The organism is Candidatus Eisenbacteria bacterium (assembly GCA_016867495.1).
Lineage (GTDB): Bacteria > Eisenbacteria > RBG-16-71-46 > CAIMUX01 > VGJL01 > VGJL01.
Window position 1 is genome coordinate 1 of sequence record VGJL01000061.1, and the last position, 14,182, is coordinate 14,182.

13 protein-coding genes and 2 pseudogenes are annotated in these 14,182 nt (G+C 66.3%); 4 read left to right on the plus strand and 11 right to left on the minus strand.

What is annotated here, in order from left to right; translation table 11 throughout:
• The 10 genes from FJY88_07385 to FJY88_07430 form a co-directional block, all read right to left on the minus strand.
• Positions 1–157: NADH-quinone oxidoreductase subunit M (locus FJY88_07385; protein ID MBM3287158.1), on the minus strand; the 157-nt coding region annotated here is incomplete at its 3' end.
• A 36-nt stretch (positions 158–193) separates the two neighbouring features.
• Positions 194–2,314, minus strand: a complete 2,121-nt coding sequence (gene nuoL / locus FJY88_07390; protein ID MBM3287159.1) for an NADH-quinone oxidoreductase subunit L — start codon at positions 2,312–2,314, stop codon at positions 194–196.
• 10 nt (positions 2,315–2,324) lie between these two features.
• Complete coding sequence (gene nuoK / locus FJY88_07395; GenBank protein ID MBM3287160.1) at positions 2,325–2,630, minus strand: NADH-quinone oxidoreductase subunit NuoK; 306 nt, start codon at positions 2,628–2,630, stop codon at positions 2,325–2,327.
• The gene (locus FJY88_07400; GenBank protein MBM3287161.1) at positions 2,627–3,133 is read right to left on the minus strand and encodes an NADH-quinone oxidoreductase subunit J; all 507 of its coding nucleotides are present in this window, start codon (positions 3,131–3,133) and stop codon (positions 2,627–2,629) included. The genes nuoK and FJY88_07400 overlap by 4 nt, the downstream gene beginning before the upstream one ends.
• Positions 3,134–3,166: 33 nt before the next feature.
• The gene (locus FJY88_07405; GenBank protein ID MBM3287162.1) at positions 3,167–3,688 is read right to left on the minus strand and encodes an NADH-quinone oxidoreductase subunit I; all 522 of its coding nucleotides are present in this window, start codon (positions 3,686–3,688) and stop codon (positions 3,167–3,169) included.
• Between the two features lie 4 nt (positions 3,689–3,692).
• A complete protein-coding gene (gene nuoH, locus FJY88_07410; GenBank protein MBM3287163.1) occupies positions 3,693–4,667 on the minus strand; it encodes an NADH-quinone oxidoreductase subunit NuoH in 975 nt (324 codons plus the stop codon).
• A gap of 106 nt (positions 4,668–4,773) precedes the next feature.
• Positions 4,774–5,907 carry an NADH-quinone oxidoreductase subunit D gene (locus tag FJY88_07415; protein ID MBM3287164.1) on the minus strand — a complete coding sequence of 378 codons (1,134 nt, stop codon included), beginning with the start codon at positions 5,905–5,907 and terminating at the stop codon, positions 4,774–4,776.
• Positions 5,908–5,940: 33 nt separating this feature from the next.
• Entirely contained in the window at positions 5,941–6,324 is a 384-nt protein-coding gene (locus FJY88_07420) for an NADH-quinone oxidoreductase subunit C (GenBank protein MBM3287165.1), read from the minus strand.
• 95 nt (positions 6,325–6,419) lie between these two features.
• Complete coding sequence (locus FJY88_07425) at positions 6,420–6,935, minus strand: NADH-quinone oxidoreductase subunit B (protein MBM3287166.1); 516 nt, start codon at positions 6,933–6,935, stop codon at positions 6,420–6,422.
• Positions 6,932–7,363 (minus strand): NADH-quinone oxidoreductase subunit A, encoded by a 432-nt coding sequence (locus tag FJY88_07430; GenBank protein ID MBM3287167.1) that lies wholly within the window; start codon positions 7,361–7,363, stop codon positions 6,932–6,934. Before FJY88_07430 ends, FJY88_07425 begins: the two co-directional genes overlap by 4 nt.
• 227 nt (positions 7,364–7,590) lie before the next feature.
• Between FJY88_07430 and FJY88_07435 the strand changes: the two are divergent.
• A pseudogene (locus tag FJY88_07435) lies at positions 7,591–8,168 on the plus strand (RNA methyltransferase).
• A gap of 9 nt (positions 8,169–8,177) precedes the next feature.
• Here FJY88_07435 and FJY88_07440 read toward each other — a convergent pair.
• Positions 8,178–9,002: pseudogene (locus FJY88_07440) on the minus strand (serine/threonine-protein phosphatase).
• A gap of 213 nt (positions 9,003–9,215) precedes the next feature.
• Between FJY88_07440 and FJY88_07445 the strand changes: the two are divergent.
• The 3 genes from FJY88_07445 to FJY88_07455 form a co-directional block, all read left to right on the plus strand.
• Complete coding sequence (locus FJY88_07445; protein MBM3287168.1) at positions 9,216–10,955, plus strand: hypothetical protein; 1,740 nt, start codon at positions 9,216–9,218, stop codon at positions 10,953–10,955.
• Complete coding sequence (locus FJY88_07450; protein ID MBM3287169.1) at positions 10,952–12,289, plus strand: DUF3857 domain-containing protein; 1,338 nt, start codon at positions 10,952–10,954, stop codon at positions 12,287–12,289. Before FJY88_07445 ends, FJY88_07450 begins: the two co-directional genes overlap by 4 nt.
• Before the next feature lie 187 nt (positions 12,290–12,476).
• On the plus strand, positions 12,477–14,182 hold a 1,706-nt coding region (locus FJY88_07455; protein ID MBM3287170.1), incomplete at its 3' end, for a hypothetical protein.

Here is a 14,182-nt window from a genome sequence, read left to right on the forward strand (position 1 = left end):
AGTTGCCGAAGAGCCAGATCGAGAGCGCCAGCGTCACCGCGGAGGCGGCGGCTGAAGTCCAGCGGATCCAGTTGTGTCGGTCCCGTGGAAGGAAGAGCACGACCACCATCCCGATGAGCGGGAAGAACGTGATCCAGGAGAGCAGGTGTGACGTCATCATCTTCCTCCACCGCACGCGCCGCGCATGGCGGCGTCAGAAACCTCGGAACAGCCGCACCGCCATGAGAAGGAGGGCGACCGCCGCAAAGCCGAGCAGGTAGTTCTGTATCTTGCCGGTCTGGATCCGCCTGAACTGCCGGCCCCACGCGAGGACTCCCCCCGCGACGCCGTTGACCATCCCGTCGATAACGATATTGTCGAAGACCCCGACGAGCCACGAAAGGGCTCTGGTGAGGGCGCCGGACCCATCCACGATCCCGTCGATGACCTTGAGGTCGAACCAGCGGAAGGCCCGGGCCAGGCCCAGGACCGGGGCCACTACGCCTCCGAGGTAGATCTCGTCGATGTAGTACTTGCGGGAGAGCAAGGTGTGCAGCCAGGCCATCCTCTGCCGCGCCGCATCAGGCGAGAACCGCCTCCTCGACCCGTAGAAGGCCCAGGCGAGGGCGATCCCGCTCAGGGAGGCGATGATCGATGTGACCATGGCGATCATGTGGGCCCGGTGGGCGGCGTGCGCGCCGTCGCCGTGTCCGTGCTCCGCGTGCGCCTCTTCCCCATGCGCGAGGGCCGGCGCCGTCGCCCCCGTCCCGCTCCCGTCATGATGGTCGGCGAGCCCCGCGGCCGCCTCCCCCGCGTGCGTCTGGCCGTGCCCGCCTGCCGTCCGCACCTCCGCGGCCGCGGTCCTGTATGCGGAGAGATCGGGCTTCACCACGAGCTTGGGGAACCAGCCCCCCCACGCGCAGGCGATGGAGAATACCGCGAGAGCCGTGAGCGGCACCGTCATGACCCGGGGCGACTCATGGGCGTGCTCGTGCCTGTCGCGATCCCTCGGCGCGCCCAGGAACGTCATGAAGACGACGCGGAACATGTAGAAGGCGGTCACCGAGGCCGTGATGAGCAGGAGCAGAAAGATGATCAGATGTCCGGGTTTGCTCCAACCGAACTCGAGGGCGGCCGCCAGGATCGCGTCCTTGCTGAAGAAGCCGGAGAGGCCGGGGACGCCCGCGATCGCCAGGGTGGCGATCAGAAACGTCCAGAATGTCACGGGCATCTTCCGCTTGAGCCCCCCCATCTCCGGCATCTCCTGGCTGTGGACGGCGTGAATCACGCTCCCGCTCCCGAGGAAGAGGAGCGCCTTGAACATCGCGTGGGTCATGAGATGGAAGAGCCCGGCCATGTAGCCGCCCACCCCCAGGGCGCAGATCATGTAGCCAAGCTGCGAGATCGTCGAATAGGCGAGGGCTTTCTTGATGTCTGTCTGGACGATGGCGATCGAGGCCGCGAGAATAGCCGTGATGAGCCCCGTGTAGGCGATGAAGAGCATCGCGTCGGGCGAGAAGAGAAGGAAGAGGCGACCCACCATGTAGACGCCCGCCGCGACCATCGTCGCGGCGTGGATCAGCGCGCTCACCGGGGTCGGGCCTTCCATCGCGTCGGGCAGCCAGACATGCAGAGGGAACTGGGCGCTCTTGCCGATGGCGCCGAAGAAGACGCCGATCCCCGCCGCGGTCAGAAGACCTCCCGAGATGGTCCCGTCCGCCACGGCGCGGAAGACCTCGTCGTAACGGAAACTGCCGGTCTTCATGTAGAGGATCATGATGCCGATGAACATCCCTACGTCGCCGATGCGCGTCGTGAGGAACGCCTTGATCGCCGCGTTGCTGGCCGACTTCTTCTCGTACCAGTGCCCGATGAGCAGGTAGGAGGAAAGCCCCACGAGCTCCCAGAAGATGTAGAGGGCGAGCAGGTTGTCGCACAGAACGAGCCCCAGCATGGAGAAGCTGAAGAGGCCCAGATAGGCGAAGTACCGGGAGTAACGGATGTCGCCGTGCATGTAGCCGATCGAGAAGAGGTGGACCAGGAAGCTCACGATCGTCACGACCATCAGCATCACGGCTGTCAGGTTGTCGAAGAGGATCCCCATCCCCGCCTGGAACGATCCGATCCGGATCCAGTCCCAGTGGAAGGCCTCCTTCATCCCCGGATCGAAGATCGAGAGCGCCCGGATGAAACTCACGATGGCCAGAAGAAGCGAGATCCCGATCGCCGCGGTGGGAAGCCAGTCCCCGCGCCGCGGCAGCCGTCGGCCGAGGAAGATCTGAAGAACAAACCCCCCAAGCGGCAGCAGGAGAATCAGAAGGAGATTGGTCAGCATCGCTCGCCCCCTAGCCCCGCATCACATCCGCTTCGTCCACATCGATGGAGTGGACGCGCTTGTAGAGGTTCAGGACGATCGCCAGCGCGATCGCCGCCTCCGCGGCCGCCATGACGATCACGAAGATCGCGTAGACATGACCTTGTATGTTCGTCGCGCAGTAGCGTGTGAAGGCTACGAAGTTGAGGTTCGCGGAGTTCAGGATCAGCTCGATCCCCATCAGGATCGTCACCGCGTTGCGCCGGGTCAGGACGCAGTAGAGCCCGAGAACGAACAGGATCGACGCCACCGCAAGGAAATGCTGGAGCGGGATCATCGGCGAGCCTCCCCCCGCGCCATCGCGGCCGCGCCGACCAGGACCGCGAACAGGAGAACCGAGATCACCTCGAAGGGGAGCAGAAAGTCGGTCATCAGGTACCTGCCGATCTGCTGCGTGGTCGGCCCTCCGGGTGCGAGGGGCCGGATCGGCCAGGGCGTCGTGTAGACGATGACGAGCAGCAGCGCGAGCATCCCCAGGCAGATCAGCCCCGCCGGGAGCCGCTGGAAGCTCGGGCTCCCGAACTCGACGTCGACGATCTTGTGGGTCAGCATGACGCCGAAGAGCAGGAGGACCAGGATTCCGCCCACGTAGATCATCACCTGGGTCGCCGCAAGGAAATCGGCATGCAGGAGAACATAGAGCCCCGCCACGCCCATGAAGGCGAACAGGAGCGCGAAGACGCTGTAGATGATCGCCCGAGCGAACGCTACGACGATCGCGGCCCCGACAGTCAGCAGGGCAAACGCGAGAAACGCGCCAACACGGATCTCATCGGACATGGCCGTCCCCTACCTCCTCCCCACCCCGGCCCGTCATTCCTGGGTCGCCGGGGGGGCCGCCGCCGCGGCCTCCTTCTCCGCCATCTTCTTCCTGACCATCTCCTTGTCGCGCTCGGTGGCGAACTCCAGGTACATGCGCCGCTTGTCTGTCACCGCGAGCTCGTACTCCTTCGTCATCGTCAAGCAGCAGGTCGGACAGACCTCGGTGCAGAGGCCGCAGACCATACAGAGGGCCATGTCGATGTCGAAGCGAGGAATCCACTGCGTGATCTTCGTCCCGTCGGAGGTGAGCCCGTATTCCTCCTTGTCCCGCTTCGAGATCTCGATGTGGATGCAGTCGACCGGACAGGCGCGGGCGCAGGCGAGGCAGCCGATGCAGTCCTCGATGCGGTTGTGGAGGATGCCGCGGTAGCGGTCCGGCAGCGTCCAGCGCTGGTCCGGATACTCCAGCGTGGTCGGCTTCGTGAAGGCGTTGCGTCCGGTCACGCCCAACCCGACGAAGGCCGTCGCGAGCGCCCTGTAGACGTCCGAGAAATACTTGGCCACCGCACCCATCGATCTATCTCCCGCTGAAGACCCACATCTGCGTCCCGAGCCCGACCAGCAGGACCAGGGAGATGGGGATCAGATACTTCCAGCAGACCTGCATGAGCTGATCCACGCGCAGCCTCGGCAGCGTCCAGCGCATCCACATGATCACCACGACCAGGGAGAAAGCCTTCATGAGGAACCAGATCGGCCCCGGAAGGATCTGCCACGGCAAGAAGGAGTGCCATGCCCCGAGGAACATCACGGAGGCGATCGCGGAGATCACGAAGAGGTTGGCGAACTCGGCGAGGAAGAAGAGGGCGAACTTCATCCCGCTGTACTCGGTGTTGAATCCGCTGACAAGCTCCGACTCGGCCTCCGGCAGGTCGAAGGGGGTCCGGTTGGCCTCCGCAATCGCGGCAGTGAAGTAGACGAATCCTCCCAGAAAGAGAAAGGGCGAGCGGAAGAGGTTCCAGTGCCAGAATCCGCCCGCTTGAGCCCTGCCGATCTCGAGGAGGTTCAGCGATCCCGAGTACATGATGACCCCGATCAGCGACAGCGCCACCGGGATCTCGTAGGAGATCATCTGGCTCGCGGCGCGCATGCCGCCATAGAGGCTCCATTTGTTGTTCGAAGCCCAGCCGCCCATGATGATGCCGATCACGGCGAGCGAGGAGATCGCCAGGATGAAGAAGATCCCGATGTCGAGGTTCGCGATGATCAGGTTGTCCCCGAACGGAATCGCGGCGAAAGTGAGCAGGGTGGAGAGAAAGACGATGACGGGCGCGACGGTGAAGAGGAGACGGTCGGCGGAGCGCGGGATCAAGTCTTCCTTCATGAGGAGCTTCAGGGCGTCGGCGACCGTCTGCGCCCAGCCGAACTTGCCGCCGCAGTAGACCGGACCGAGCCGGCTCTGGATGCGCGCGGAGATCTTCCGCTCCATCCAGACGAAGCTCAAGGCGAGGATCGCCATCCAGCCCACGGCGAGCAGGCTGAAGAAGACCATCGCCAGGAAGTAAGTGATCTCCCGAGGCGCCCCCTGCAGAAGGGCGGAGCCGGCGATCACCCCGTCGAGCCACTCCTTCACAGCTTCCCCCTCCCCCTCGATCCCTCTACCTGTCCACTTCCCCGAGAACGATGTCGAGGGAGCCCACGATGGCTACGAGGTCCGCGAGCATGACCCCATCGGTGATCGCGGGGAGCACCCCCAGCTGCGTGAAACAAGGCGACCGGACCTTGAGGCGATAGAGATTCGGCTTGCCGTCGCTGACGAGGTAGTAGCCCAGCTCCCCCCGGGGATTCTCGACCCGGACGTAGACCTCCCCCTTCGGCGGCCGGATCGCCTTCGGGGTCTTCGGGTTGATGTATTCCCCTTCCGGGATCTGCGCCAGACACTGGCGCAGGATGCGGACGCATTCCCTCATCTCCCACATGCGCACCATGTAGCGATCCCAGCAGTCGCCGACCTCCCCCTTGAGCCCGCGCCCGGTGGGGATGTCGAACTCGAGGCGATCGTATATCGAGTAGGGATCGTTCCGGCGGATGTCCCAGCTCGTCCCGCTCGCCCGGAGGTTGGGCCCGGTGATGCCGTAGTTCGCCGCCATCGCGAGCGGGATCACCCCGACCCCCGCGGTCCGCTCGATGAAGATCTTGTTGTAGGAGAGGAGGTCGTCATACTCCTTGAGCTTCGGCTCGAAGTAGTCGAGGAAGCTCCGGACGGCCGCGAGCATCTCGGGGGTGAGGTCGCCGCTCAGTCCGCCGATCCTGTAGTAGTTGTAGGTGAGCCGGGCGCCGCAGGCCATCTCGAAGATGTCCATGATCTTCTCTCGCTCGCGAAAGGCATAGAGAAGGGGCGTGACCGCTCCCAGGTCGTTCGCGAAGGTGCCGAAGGCAGCCAGATGGCTCGCGATCCGCTGCAGCTCGGCCATGATCACCCGGATGTACTCGCCCCGCTCCGGGACCTCCAGCCCCAGGAGCTTCTCGACCGTGATGACGTAGCCGTGGTTGTTGTTCATCGCGGCGAGGTAGTCCATCCGATCGGTATAGGGGATGACCCCCGTGAAGCCGACCTTCTCGGCGTGCTTCTCGAAACAGCGGTGCAGGTACCCGATGAAGGGCCTGACGTTGCGTACGACCTCCCCGTCCGTCGTGAGCTCGAGGCGCAACACTCCGTGCGTGGACGGATGCTGCGGCCCCATGCTGATCAGCATCTCCTCGGTGTGGAGATCTTGCGCGATCGGCTTCATGTCCTGCGCCATCTTGTTCGACCCCCACCCACCTCAGGCCTTGTTGGTGACCCCCCGGTAGCTCTCGGGGTAGACGTAGTCCTTCCGCAGCGGATGCCCTTCCCAGTCCTCAGGCAGCAGGATCCGCCGCAGATCGGGATGGCCCTCGAAATCGACGCCGAACATGTCGTAGCACTCGCGCTCATGGAAGTTCGCCATCTTCCAGACCGACTCGACGGATGGGACCCGCGGCTCGCTTCTGGCCAGAAGGACCTTCAGGACGAGCTTCTGGCCGTGCGTCTGGGAGTGGATGTGATAGACGACCGCGATCGTCTCGGGCGGGTAGTCGACGCCGCTCAAGCACATCAGCCACTCGAAGCGCATCTCCTGATCGTCGCGCAGATGCATGCAGACTTCGACGAGCCGCGCGGGATCCATCACGAGGAACGGGTCGCCCGCATGCTCCTTCTCGATCCCCCTCACCGATCCCGGGAAGAGAGAGCTCAGGCGATCCGCGATCGAATCGATGTCCACTAGGCCCCTCCCCCGAAGATCGGCGCCTTGCCTCTGGCGATCGTCCGGCCTTTGATCACCCTGTTCTGCAGATAGAGGAGCGCGTCCAAGAGCGCTTCCGGGCGCGGGGGGCACCCCGTCACATAGACATCGACGGGGATGATCTTGTCGACTCCCTTCAGGACGGAGTAGCCGTGCTCCCAGTACGGCCCTCCCGCGTTGGCGCAAGAGCCCATCGAGATGACGTACTTGGGTTCGGCCATCTGCTCATAGAGGAGCTTCACGCGGGAGGCCATCAGATGGGTCACCGTGCCGGCGACGACCATGAGATCCGACTGGCGCGGGGTGGCGCGGAAGGCGCCGCTGCCGAAGCGGTCGAGATCGTAGCGCGCGAAGCCGGTGCACATCATCTCGATGGCGCAGCAGGCGAGCCCGAAGGTCATCGGCCAGAGGCTCGAACGGCGGGCCCAGTTGATGACCGTGTCGAGCGAGGTCACGAGGACGCCCGGCTCGAATCGATTCTCGATCACGCTCATGATCGTGCTCCCGAGGCGGCCCGATGGGTCTCCGGCGGCGCGGCCGAGACGTCCTTGCGCTGCACGCTCGGGCGAACCCACTGGAGGTCGCCCTTCTTCCACACATAGACGAGCGCCTCGATCAGGCTGACCAGGAAGATCAACAGGTAGATGAAGGAAAGAGCCCCCATCTCCTTGTAGATGGTGGCCCATGGATAGAGCAGAACGACCTCGACGTCGAAGACCACGAAGATCAAGGCGACGACGTAGAAGCGTATGTTGAACTTGATCCAGGGGCTCCCGACCGGCTTCTCGCCACACTCATAGATCGATGACTTCTCTTCCGTGGGGTGGGCGGGGCGAAGCAGCCTCGAGAAGAAGAGGACGAAAACGGCGAAGGCGACACCCACCAGGATGAAGGTCAGTACGGCTCCGAAGTGAAACTCCACGACCCCTCCCCGACTCCTCACGATTTCGGATACGACAGGATGGAAGGTAGACTGGGCCGTTTCGTGTGTCAACCCTGCGCGCCACCCTGCGCCACCCTGCGCGCCGCCTCTGCGCGGCGCCTCTGCCCCTCTCTCCGGCTCGGTGACGGGAGTCCCCGACCGAGGGCCCTTGCAGCCTTCCGGCGGGCGCTGCTAGCCTTCCTCGCGTGCCGAGAAACCGCCCCCCCGTGGCCGTCAGGCAGCGCGACAGTTTCTGCGGCGCGGATTCCGCCGTGAATCGCGCGCCCCTGCGTCTTGTCCTCGACAACCTCAGATCGGCCTTCAATGTCGGATCGATCTTCCGCACATGCGAGGGCGCCGGAGTCGAACGGCTCCACTTGTGCGGAATCACCCCATACCCTCCGCACGAGAAGCTCGAGAAGACGGCGCGGGGCGCGACATCGCTCGTCCCCTGGTCGCATCACGTGGACACGCTCGACGCCCTCGGGCTCCTCAGGGAGGAGGGATTCGCGATCGCCGCCTGCGAGCTGACCGATCGATCGGTCGACTACAGATCGATCCCCTATCGGAAGCCTCTGGCCTTGATCCTGGGCCACGAGGTGGCGGGAGTCTCGAGACCGTGCCTCGAGGCGGCCGACTGGATCATCGAGATCCCGATGCGAGGCAGGAAGAACTCCCTCAATGTCGCGACAACCTGCGGGATCGTCGTCTTCGAGATCCTGCGTCAGTGGGACGCGTCGGGGGACTCTCTCCAGCGGTAGCGGGAGTCCTCGAATCGGAGCGGCGTTCGGCCGCTCGCGGGGACATCGAGAGCCTCCGCGACGACGACGGTCACATTGTCGGGGGCGCCTGCATCCAGAGTCGCCTCGATGAGCAGGCGGACAGATCGAGAGACCTCCTCCGCCCGGAGGATCGCGGCCGCGCGCTCCATGGAGACAACCTTGCCCAGTCCGTCCGTGGCAAGGAGGAGCCGATCCCCCCTCTCGAGAAGGAGCGGGCGCTCGAGGAGGTCCGGATTGCAGGGCGATTCCGTCGGCCCAAGGAAGCGCGTGAGCATCGCCCCGGTCGGATCCCGCTCCGCCGCTTCGGCGTCAAGGACTCCCGCCTCGACGAGCCCCCAGGCGACCGAGTGATCACGCGTCACGAGGCAGATTTCCCCGTCACGCCACCAGGCCAGCCGGCTGTCCCCGAGATGCCCGACCCAGCAGCCGTCCTCCCGGAGCAGCGCCACCGTCAAGGTCGTCCCCATCTCGCGCAGGGAGGGCCTGGCCTTCGCGCGGTCGCGCAGCGAATCCTGGGCCCTCTGGTAGAGCCCCTCGAGACAGGCGAGGGCGGGATCGCCCGCGGGACAAAGGCCCGCGGAATCGAGAGCCGATTCGATGGCCGCGCGGGACGCCACATCCCCTCCGGGATGTCCCCCCATCCCATCGGCGATCGCGAGCAGGAGGCCGCGGCCATCTCCCGCGAGGGTCGCCGCTCCCCAGGCGTCCTCGTTTCGATGTCGGGAACGGCCGAGATGCGACCCGCCATCCCAGCGGCACGAGACCGGCATGATCCACTCACCTCTCGGGAACAGAGACTGGCGGAGCGCGAGTCGCGATGCAAGCGGCCCACCGGAGACCTCGCTCCGGCGGGCCATCGGAAGCTAGCTTGGCAGAATCAGGAGACCGCTAGTCCTCGTCCTCGTCATCCTCCCAGTCCTCGTCCTCATCCTCGTCTTCGTACTCGTCCTCGTCCCAGTCCTCGTCCTCTTCGTAGTCCTCGAGGTCCTCGAGATCCTCCTCGTCGTCGTCGTCGTCGCCGTCGTCCTCGTCGAACTCCTCGTCACCGGCGCCGTCGCCTCCGCCCTTCAATGCAACCAGACGGATCCAATCTTCCTGCATGGATCACCTCCAACAATCGAACCCCAACGACCGGCCCCCGGCGCGCGTCACGCTCTCGCCAAGACGGCCCAAGAAGAGCGCCGCTGTGCGGCAGAGGCGGATTTTCCGAACTGGCGCGGGAAGTGTCAAGGAAAATTGGGCCCCGCCCGCGCCTCTCCCCTATACTGGGAGCGATGCTCCCCGAACCGTTGATCGGCCTGGTTCTGGCGTTCTCCTTCCCGCAGGAAGGAATCCAGCTCGCCGACAGCGCGTCGTACCTTCTCAGGATCGGCGAGACGCCGATCGGTCGCTCGGTCCAGTCAACCTACCGGGACTCCTCCGGGATGGCGTTCAGGACGGAGAGGAGCCTGGTGCGGATGAACAGAGGAGGAAGCGAGGTCCAGATCAGGGAGGAGGGACTCTGGATCGAGGACGCGTCGGGCGCGCTGGTCTCGGTCGCGGTGACCCGAAGCGGGCTGGGCCCCGGAGACTGGACCGACCGGGTCGACGCGATCCCCGGAGGGCTCCGCCGGGAGCGAACCCGCGGGAGCGCCACGATCGTCGACACCCTCCCGTGCGAACCCCTCGTCGGACCGCTCCGGCAGGAGTCGATCCTCGCCGGCCAGAGCGACCGGTTCCGGATCCGGACTCTCGATCCCTCGTCGATGGCCCCGGCGACCTTCCATGTCGAGATCCTCGGGGACGACACGCTCCGGCAGGAGAGACTCGTCGTCGCCTGCCGCCTCTATTCGGCGCGCGACTCAGCCCGCGCGGCGGCCGGCAGCGCAGGCGCGCTGCAGTGGAGGGACCGGGAAGGAAGGATCTGGCGGGAACGCGATCAGGATCTGGACTTCACGGTGGAGAGAAGCGAGATCGCCGGGGACGTCGAGATCGAGTCCGACTTCGACGCCCTCGCGTGGCGGAGAATCCCGCTCGATGGGGTTCCGCCGCGGGATCCGCCGTGCACGCTTCTCCTCCGGCCGGCTCTCTCCGGGCTGCCGGCCGGCGTGAGGGAGGGCGTTTCTCCCGTCCCTTCCGACTCCCACCAGAGGGTCGACAAAGGTCCCGAACCGGGCTCATGGGTCATCACGACCCACGGCCGCGCGACGCCGGAGACGACGGAGCGCTCTCGGGAGGCTTGGCGGCGCGATCCCGAGCTCGCCGCGGCGCTCTCGAGCGATCTCATCGTCGACGCCGCGAATCCCTTGGTGGTCGCCTTCGCGGAGGAAGCGCTGGCCCCGCGCCGGAGCGCCGGGGGCTCGAGGCGCGGGGGACAGATCGGCGAAACGGCCGGATCCCCGCGACACGACCCGCCGCTATCCCCCACGGAGGAAGCGAACCTGCTCGAGCGCGCCGTTCACGAGAGGATCGCTGTCCGGGACATGGGAACCGTGTTCGCGACCGCCTCGCAGACCTTGCGAGAAGGAAGAGGCGATTGCACGGAGCACGCGGTTCTGCTCGCGGCCTGCTGCAGGGCCCGCGGCATACCGGCCCGCCTTGTGGCCGGACTCGTTCCCATGAGCGACCGGATGCTCTTCCACCTCTGGACGGAAGTCTATCTTGACGAGTGGTTCCCTCTCGACGCGACCTTGGGAGAGGGGCGCGCGCATCCGTGCGCCGTCGCTCTGCTACGCTGGACACAGATGGAGAACAAGGAGGACGCGTTCACCCTTGCTTTCGAACGAATCGCGGGAAGGTACGCCGTCCGCATAGGAGGGGCTGCCGAGTGAGGAGCGCCGCGCTGTGGAGTCTGATCGTCTTGCTCTGGACGCTCATCCCCGGTCCGGCTGTGGCCTACGAGCCGGATGAAGTCCGAGCCATCCTGCTCAATCGGCCTCTGGACCCCCCTTCCGACGCGCGCCGGATCGTCCTTGCGTCCCGGCGCGTGATCGACGTCCAGTCGAAGGGGGAGTTGCGGACGCTCGACCATCTTCTCTGGATGGCCGGGCGCGCGGGCCCGGACGATGAGGGGCGATCGCGTTGGAGCTATCGGCCCGGCATCGAGCACGTCCACATTCTCGAAGGCTGGATCCACCGGAACGATGGAGTTCGCGAGGCGATCCCGGCCGATGAGGCGCGCACGGGACCTTGCGCCGCCGCGGGACCAGACGGCTACCCGGGAATGGCGGACTTCGTCGTCTCTCCCCGCCCCCTGGCGAGCGGGGAGGTCGTCGAACTCCTGGTCGAGGGAACCGCGGTCGCCCTGCACCGCGTCGGCCACTACGCGGGCGAGCACCAGTTCGGCGGGGCGGACTCCACCATCGAGTCGGAGCTCGTTCTCCGCTACCCGACCGACTTGCCGCCGATCGTCTGGTGGTCGGGGGCCGTGCCGCAGGAGAGACGCTCGGTCCTCGAGGGAGTCACCGAGGCGCGCTGGCTGCTGGGCCATCTTCCCCCCGGATCTCGCACCGCCCGGACTGTGGGCTCGATCCTCGCGGACGCCCCGCCGGACACGGTCGGGCCGCCGGTTCTTCTGTACGCCTTCCAGAACGACTGGGAGAGAGTCGTCGCCACGCGGCGGCGGATGTGGCTCGGGCTCTTCCGGAGCACACCCGACACCCTCGTCTCCGCGGCGAGCGCGATCGCCTCGAGCGAGCCCGAGCCGGAACGCCGGCTGGCGAGGGTGATCGAGCGGATCGACAAGGATCTCGCGGAGATCGATCTGCCGGCCGCACGCCTCTGGTTCGAGCCGGGCGAACTCGGCCGGGTCCACGCGCGGGGCGCTGCCGTCTCGAGGGACAGGGCCGCCGCCACGGCATGGCTCCTCCGGAGGGTCGGGATACGCGCCGACGTGGTCTCGGTTCCGAGCCGGCGACCGCTCATCGAGGAGATGGTCTTTCCTCAGCAGCTCGACGTCTGGCTCGTCCTCGCCCGCCCGGCACCCTCGGTCGCGAGGTGGCTCGACTTCAGACCGGAGCGGGAAAGGAGCCGGCCGCTCCCGATGGGCTCGGGCGTCCTCTGGACGGCCGGGCTCGATGAGCCGCCCCTCATCCCCTTCCCCGGCCTCGAGGGAGAGCGACCGGCCCGGCCAGGGGGAGACGATCCCGGCCGCCCCGACCGCTAGGCAAAGCTACAGCTGACCCGCAACCGAGATTGTGGTAGAATCTTAGACGCGCGGTGCCTCTGGCAACTTGCGGCCGCCAAACCGCGCCGACCGCGCCGGGAGCAGCGTCTCCGGACGGGGATGTTCTCGGCTTGCGTGAACCGTGGGGTGACTGATCGCCCAAACCCCTTGCGGGGAGGAGGCTGTGATGAATTTTGCGCGTTGGTGCGTCGTGGCGGGGATCCTACTCGTCGCGTCATCAGCTCAGGCCGGAACAATCCATCCGGCCCTCCAGGACCAGATGGACCGCACATCGGAACAGATTCCGATCAGCGCGATCGTCTACTTGGAGGAGCAGGCCCCTATTCAGCAGCTGAGCGCCGAGCTCGATGCCCGCGGGGCGACCCTGCGGGAGAGACACCGCGTAGTGATCGAGGCGCTTCAGAAGACGGCTACGAGGACCCAGGAGCCTCTCCTGCGCTACCTCGACGAGGCCCTCGTGCGCGGCTCGGTCCAGGGGTACACGAGCTACTGGATCGCGAACATGATCGTCATCCAGGCGACGAAGAGCGAGATTGCCCGGATCGCGGCCTCCATCGACGTCGATCTGATCGAGCCGAGCTTCCGGGGCAGCCTGATCGAGCCTGTCGGCTCGCGCCCTCCCGTGGAGTATGACGAGGATGGCCTCACCGCCACGCGTGGCATCGGCATTCCTCCCGGCATCCGCGCGGTCCGCGCCCCGGAGGTCTGGTACCAGCTCGGCTTCACGGGAGCGGGAAGGCTGATCGGCGGCCTCGACACGGGCGTCGACGGCAACCATCCCGCCCTCCGGACGCGCTGGCGGGGCTACATGGGCGCCAATCCCTGGCAGGAGTGCTGGCTCGATGTCCTGGGCACGGCGACCCAGTTCCCCAACGACGGTCACGGCCACGGCACGCACACGATGGGTACGATGACCGGCCTGGCCAGCGACGACTCGATCGGCGTGGCGCCGGGCGCCCTCTGGATCGCCTGCAACGCGATCAACCAGGGGGTTGGCAGCGGCTTCGACAGCGATATCACGACCGCCTTCCAGTGGTTCGCAGATCCGGACGGAAACCCCAACACGAGCGACGACGTCCCGGACGTGGTCCAGAACTCCTGGGGCGTTTACGAGGGCCTGGGGTATCCGGCCAATTGCGACAGCCGCTGGTGGACGGTGCTTGACGGGTGCGCCGCGGCGGGGATCGTCCTCAGCTGGTCTGCCGGGAACGAGGGGCCGGGCGCGCAGACGCTCCGCTCTCCGGCGGACCGCGCGACGACCACTCTCGAGGCGTTCTCCGTTGGAGCGGTCAACGCGACGAGCTACGGCTGGCCCTATCCGATCGCAAGCTTCTCGAGCAGAGGTCCGTCGGGATGCAACGTGCCCGAGATTCAAAAGACCAAGCCCGAAGTCGTCGCCCCGGGCGTCAGCGTCTACTCCTCGGTGCCCGGTGGAGGCTACCAGCAGAGCGGCTGGGACGGGACATCGATGGCCGGGCCGCACGCCGCGGGGATCGTGGCCCTGATGCGCCAGGCGAACCCGAACATTGGTGTGGACGACATCAAGCAGATCCTGCTCGACACCGCGAGGGACGAGGGGACGGCCGGCGAGGACAACACCTACGGCTGGGGCTTCGTGGATGCCTACGCCGCCGTGCAGAACGCGATGGTCGGCTTCGGAACGATCTCAGGGAAGGTCTCGAACGCGAGCTGGCTCGGCACGCCCATCGAGGGGGCGACTGTCACGGTCGTCGAGGCCGACCGGAGCTTCGCGACGAACTCCACGGGGCAGTACACCGGCGATGTCGCGGCCGGCCTCTACACCGTCACCGCCAGCCATCCGTCCTTCTCGCCGCAGACGGTCAATGGAGTCGTCATAGAAGCCGGCATGAC

Coding starts and splice junctions, on each gene's coding strand:
- nuoH (MBM3287163.1), bottom strand. CDS start 4,667: ATGGTCTTCTTCAGCCTGCTCGCCGTGGGCTGGATGGCGATCCTCGCC.
- FJY88_07400 (MBM3287161.1), bottom strand. CDS start 3,133: ATGTCCGATGAGATCCGTGTTGGCGCGTTTCTCGCGTTTGCCCTGCTG.
- FJY88_07415 (MBM3287164.1), bottom strand. CDS start 5,907: ATGAAGCCGATCGCGCAAGATCTCCACACCGAGGAGATGCTGATCAGC.
- FJY88_07425 (MBM3287166.1), bottom strand. CDS start 6,935: ATGAGCGTGATCGAGAATCGATTCGAGCCGGGCGTCCTCGTGACCTCG.
- FJY88_07420 (MBM3287165.1), bottom strand. CDS start 6,324: ATGGATCCCGCGCGGCTCGTCGAAGTCTGCATGCATCTGCGCGACGAT.
- nuoL (MBM3287159.1), bottom strand. CDS start 2,314: ATGCTGACCAATCTCCTTCTGATTCTCCTGCTGCCGCTTGGGGGGTTT.
- FJY88_07445 (MBM3287168.1), top strand. CDS start 9,216: ATGCAACCAGACGGATCCAATCTTCCTGCATGGATCACCTCCAACAAT.
- nuoK (MBM3287160.1), bottom strand. CDS start 2,630: ATGATCCCGCTCCAGCATTTCCTTGCGGTGGCGTCGATCCTGTTCGTT.
- FJY88_07405 (MBM3287162.1), bottom strand. CDS start 3,688: ATGGGTGCGGTGGCCAAGTATTTCTCGGACGTCTACAGGGCGCTCGCG.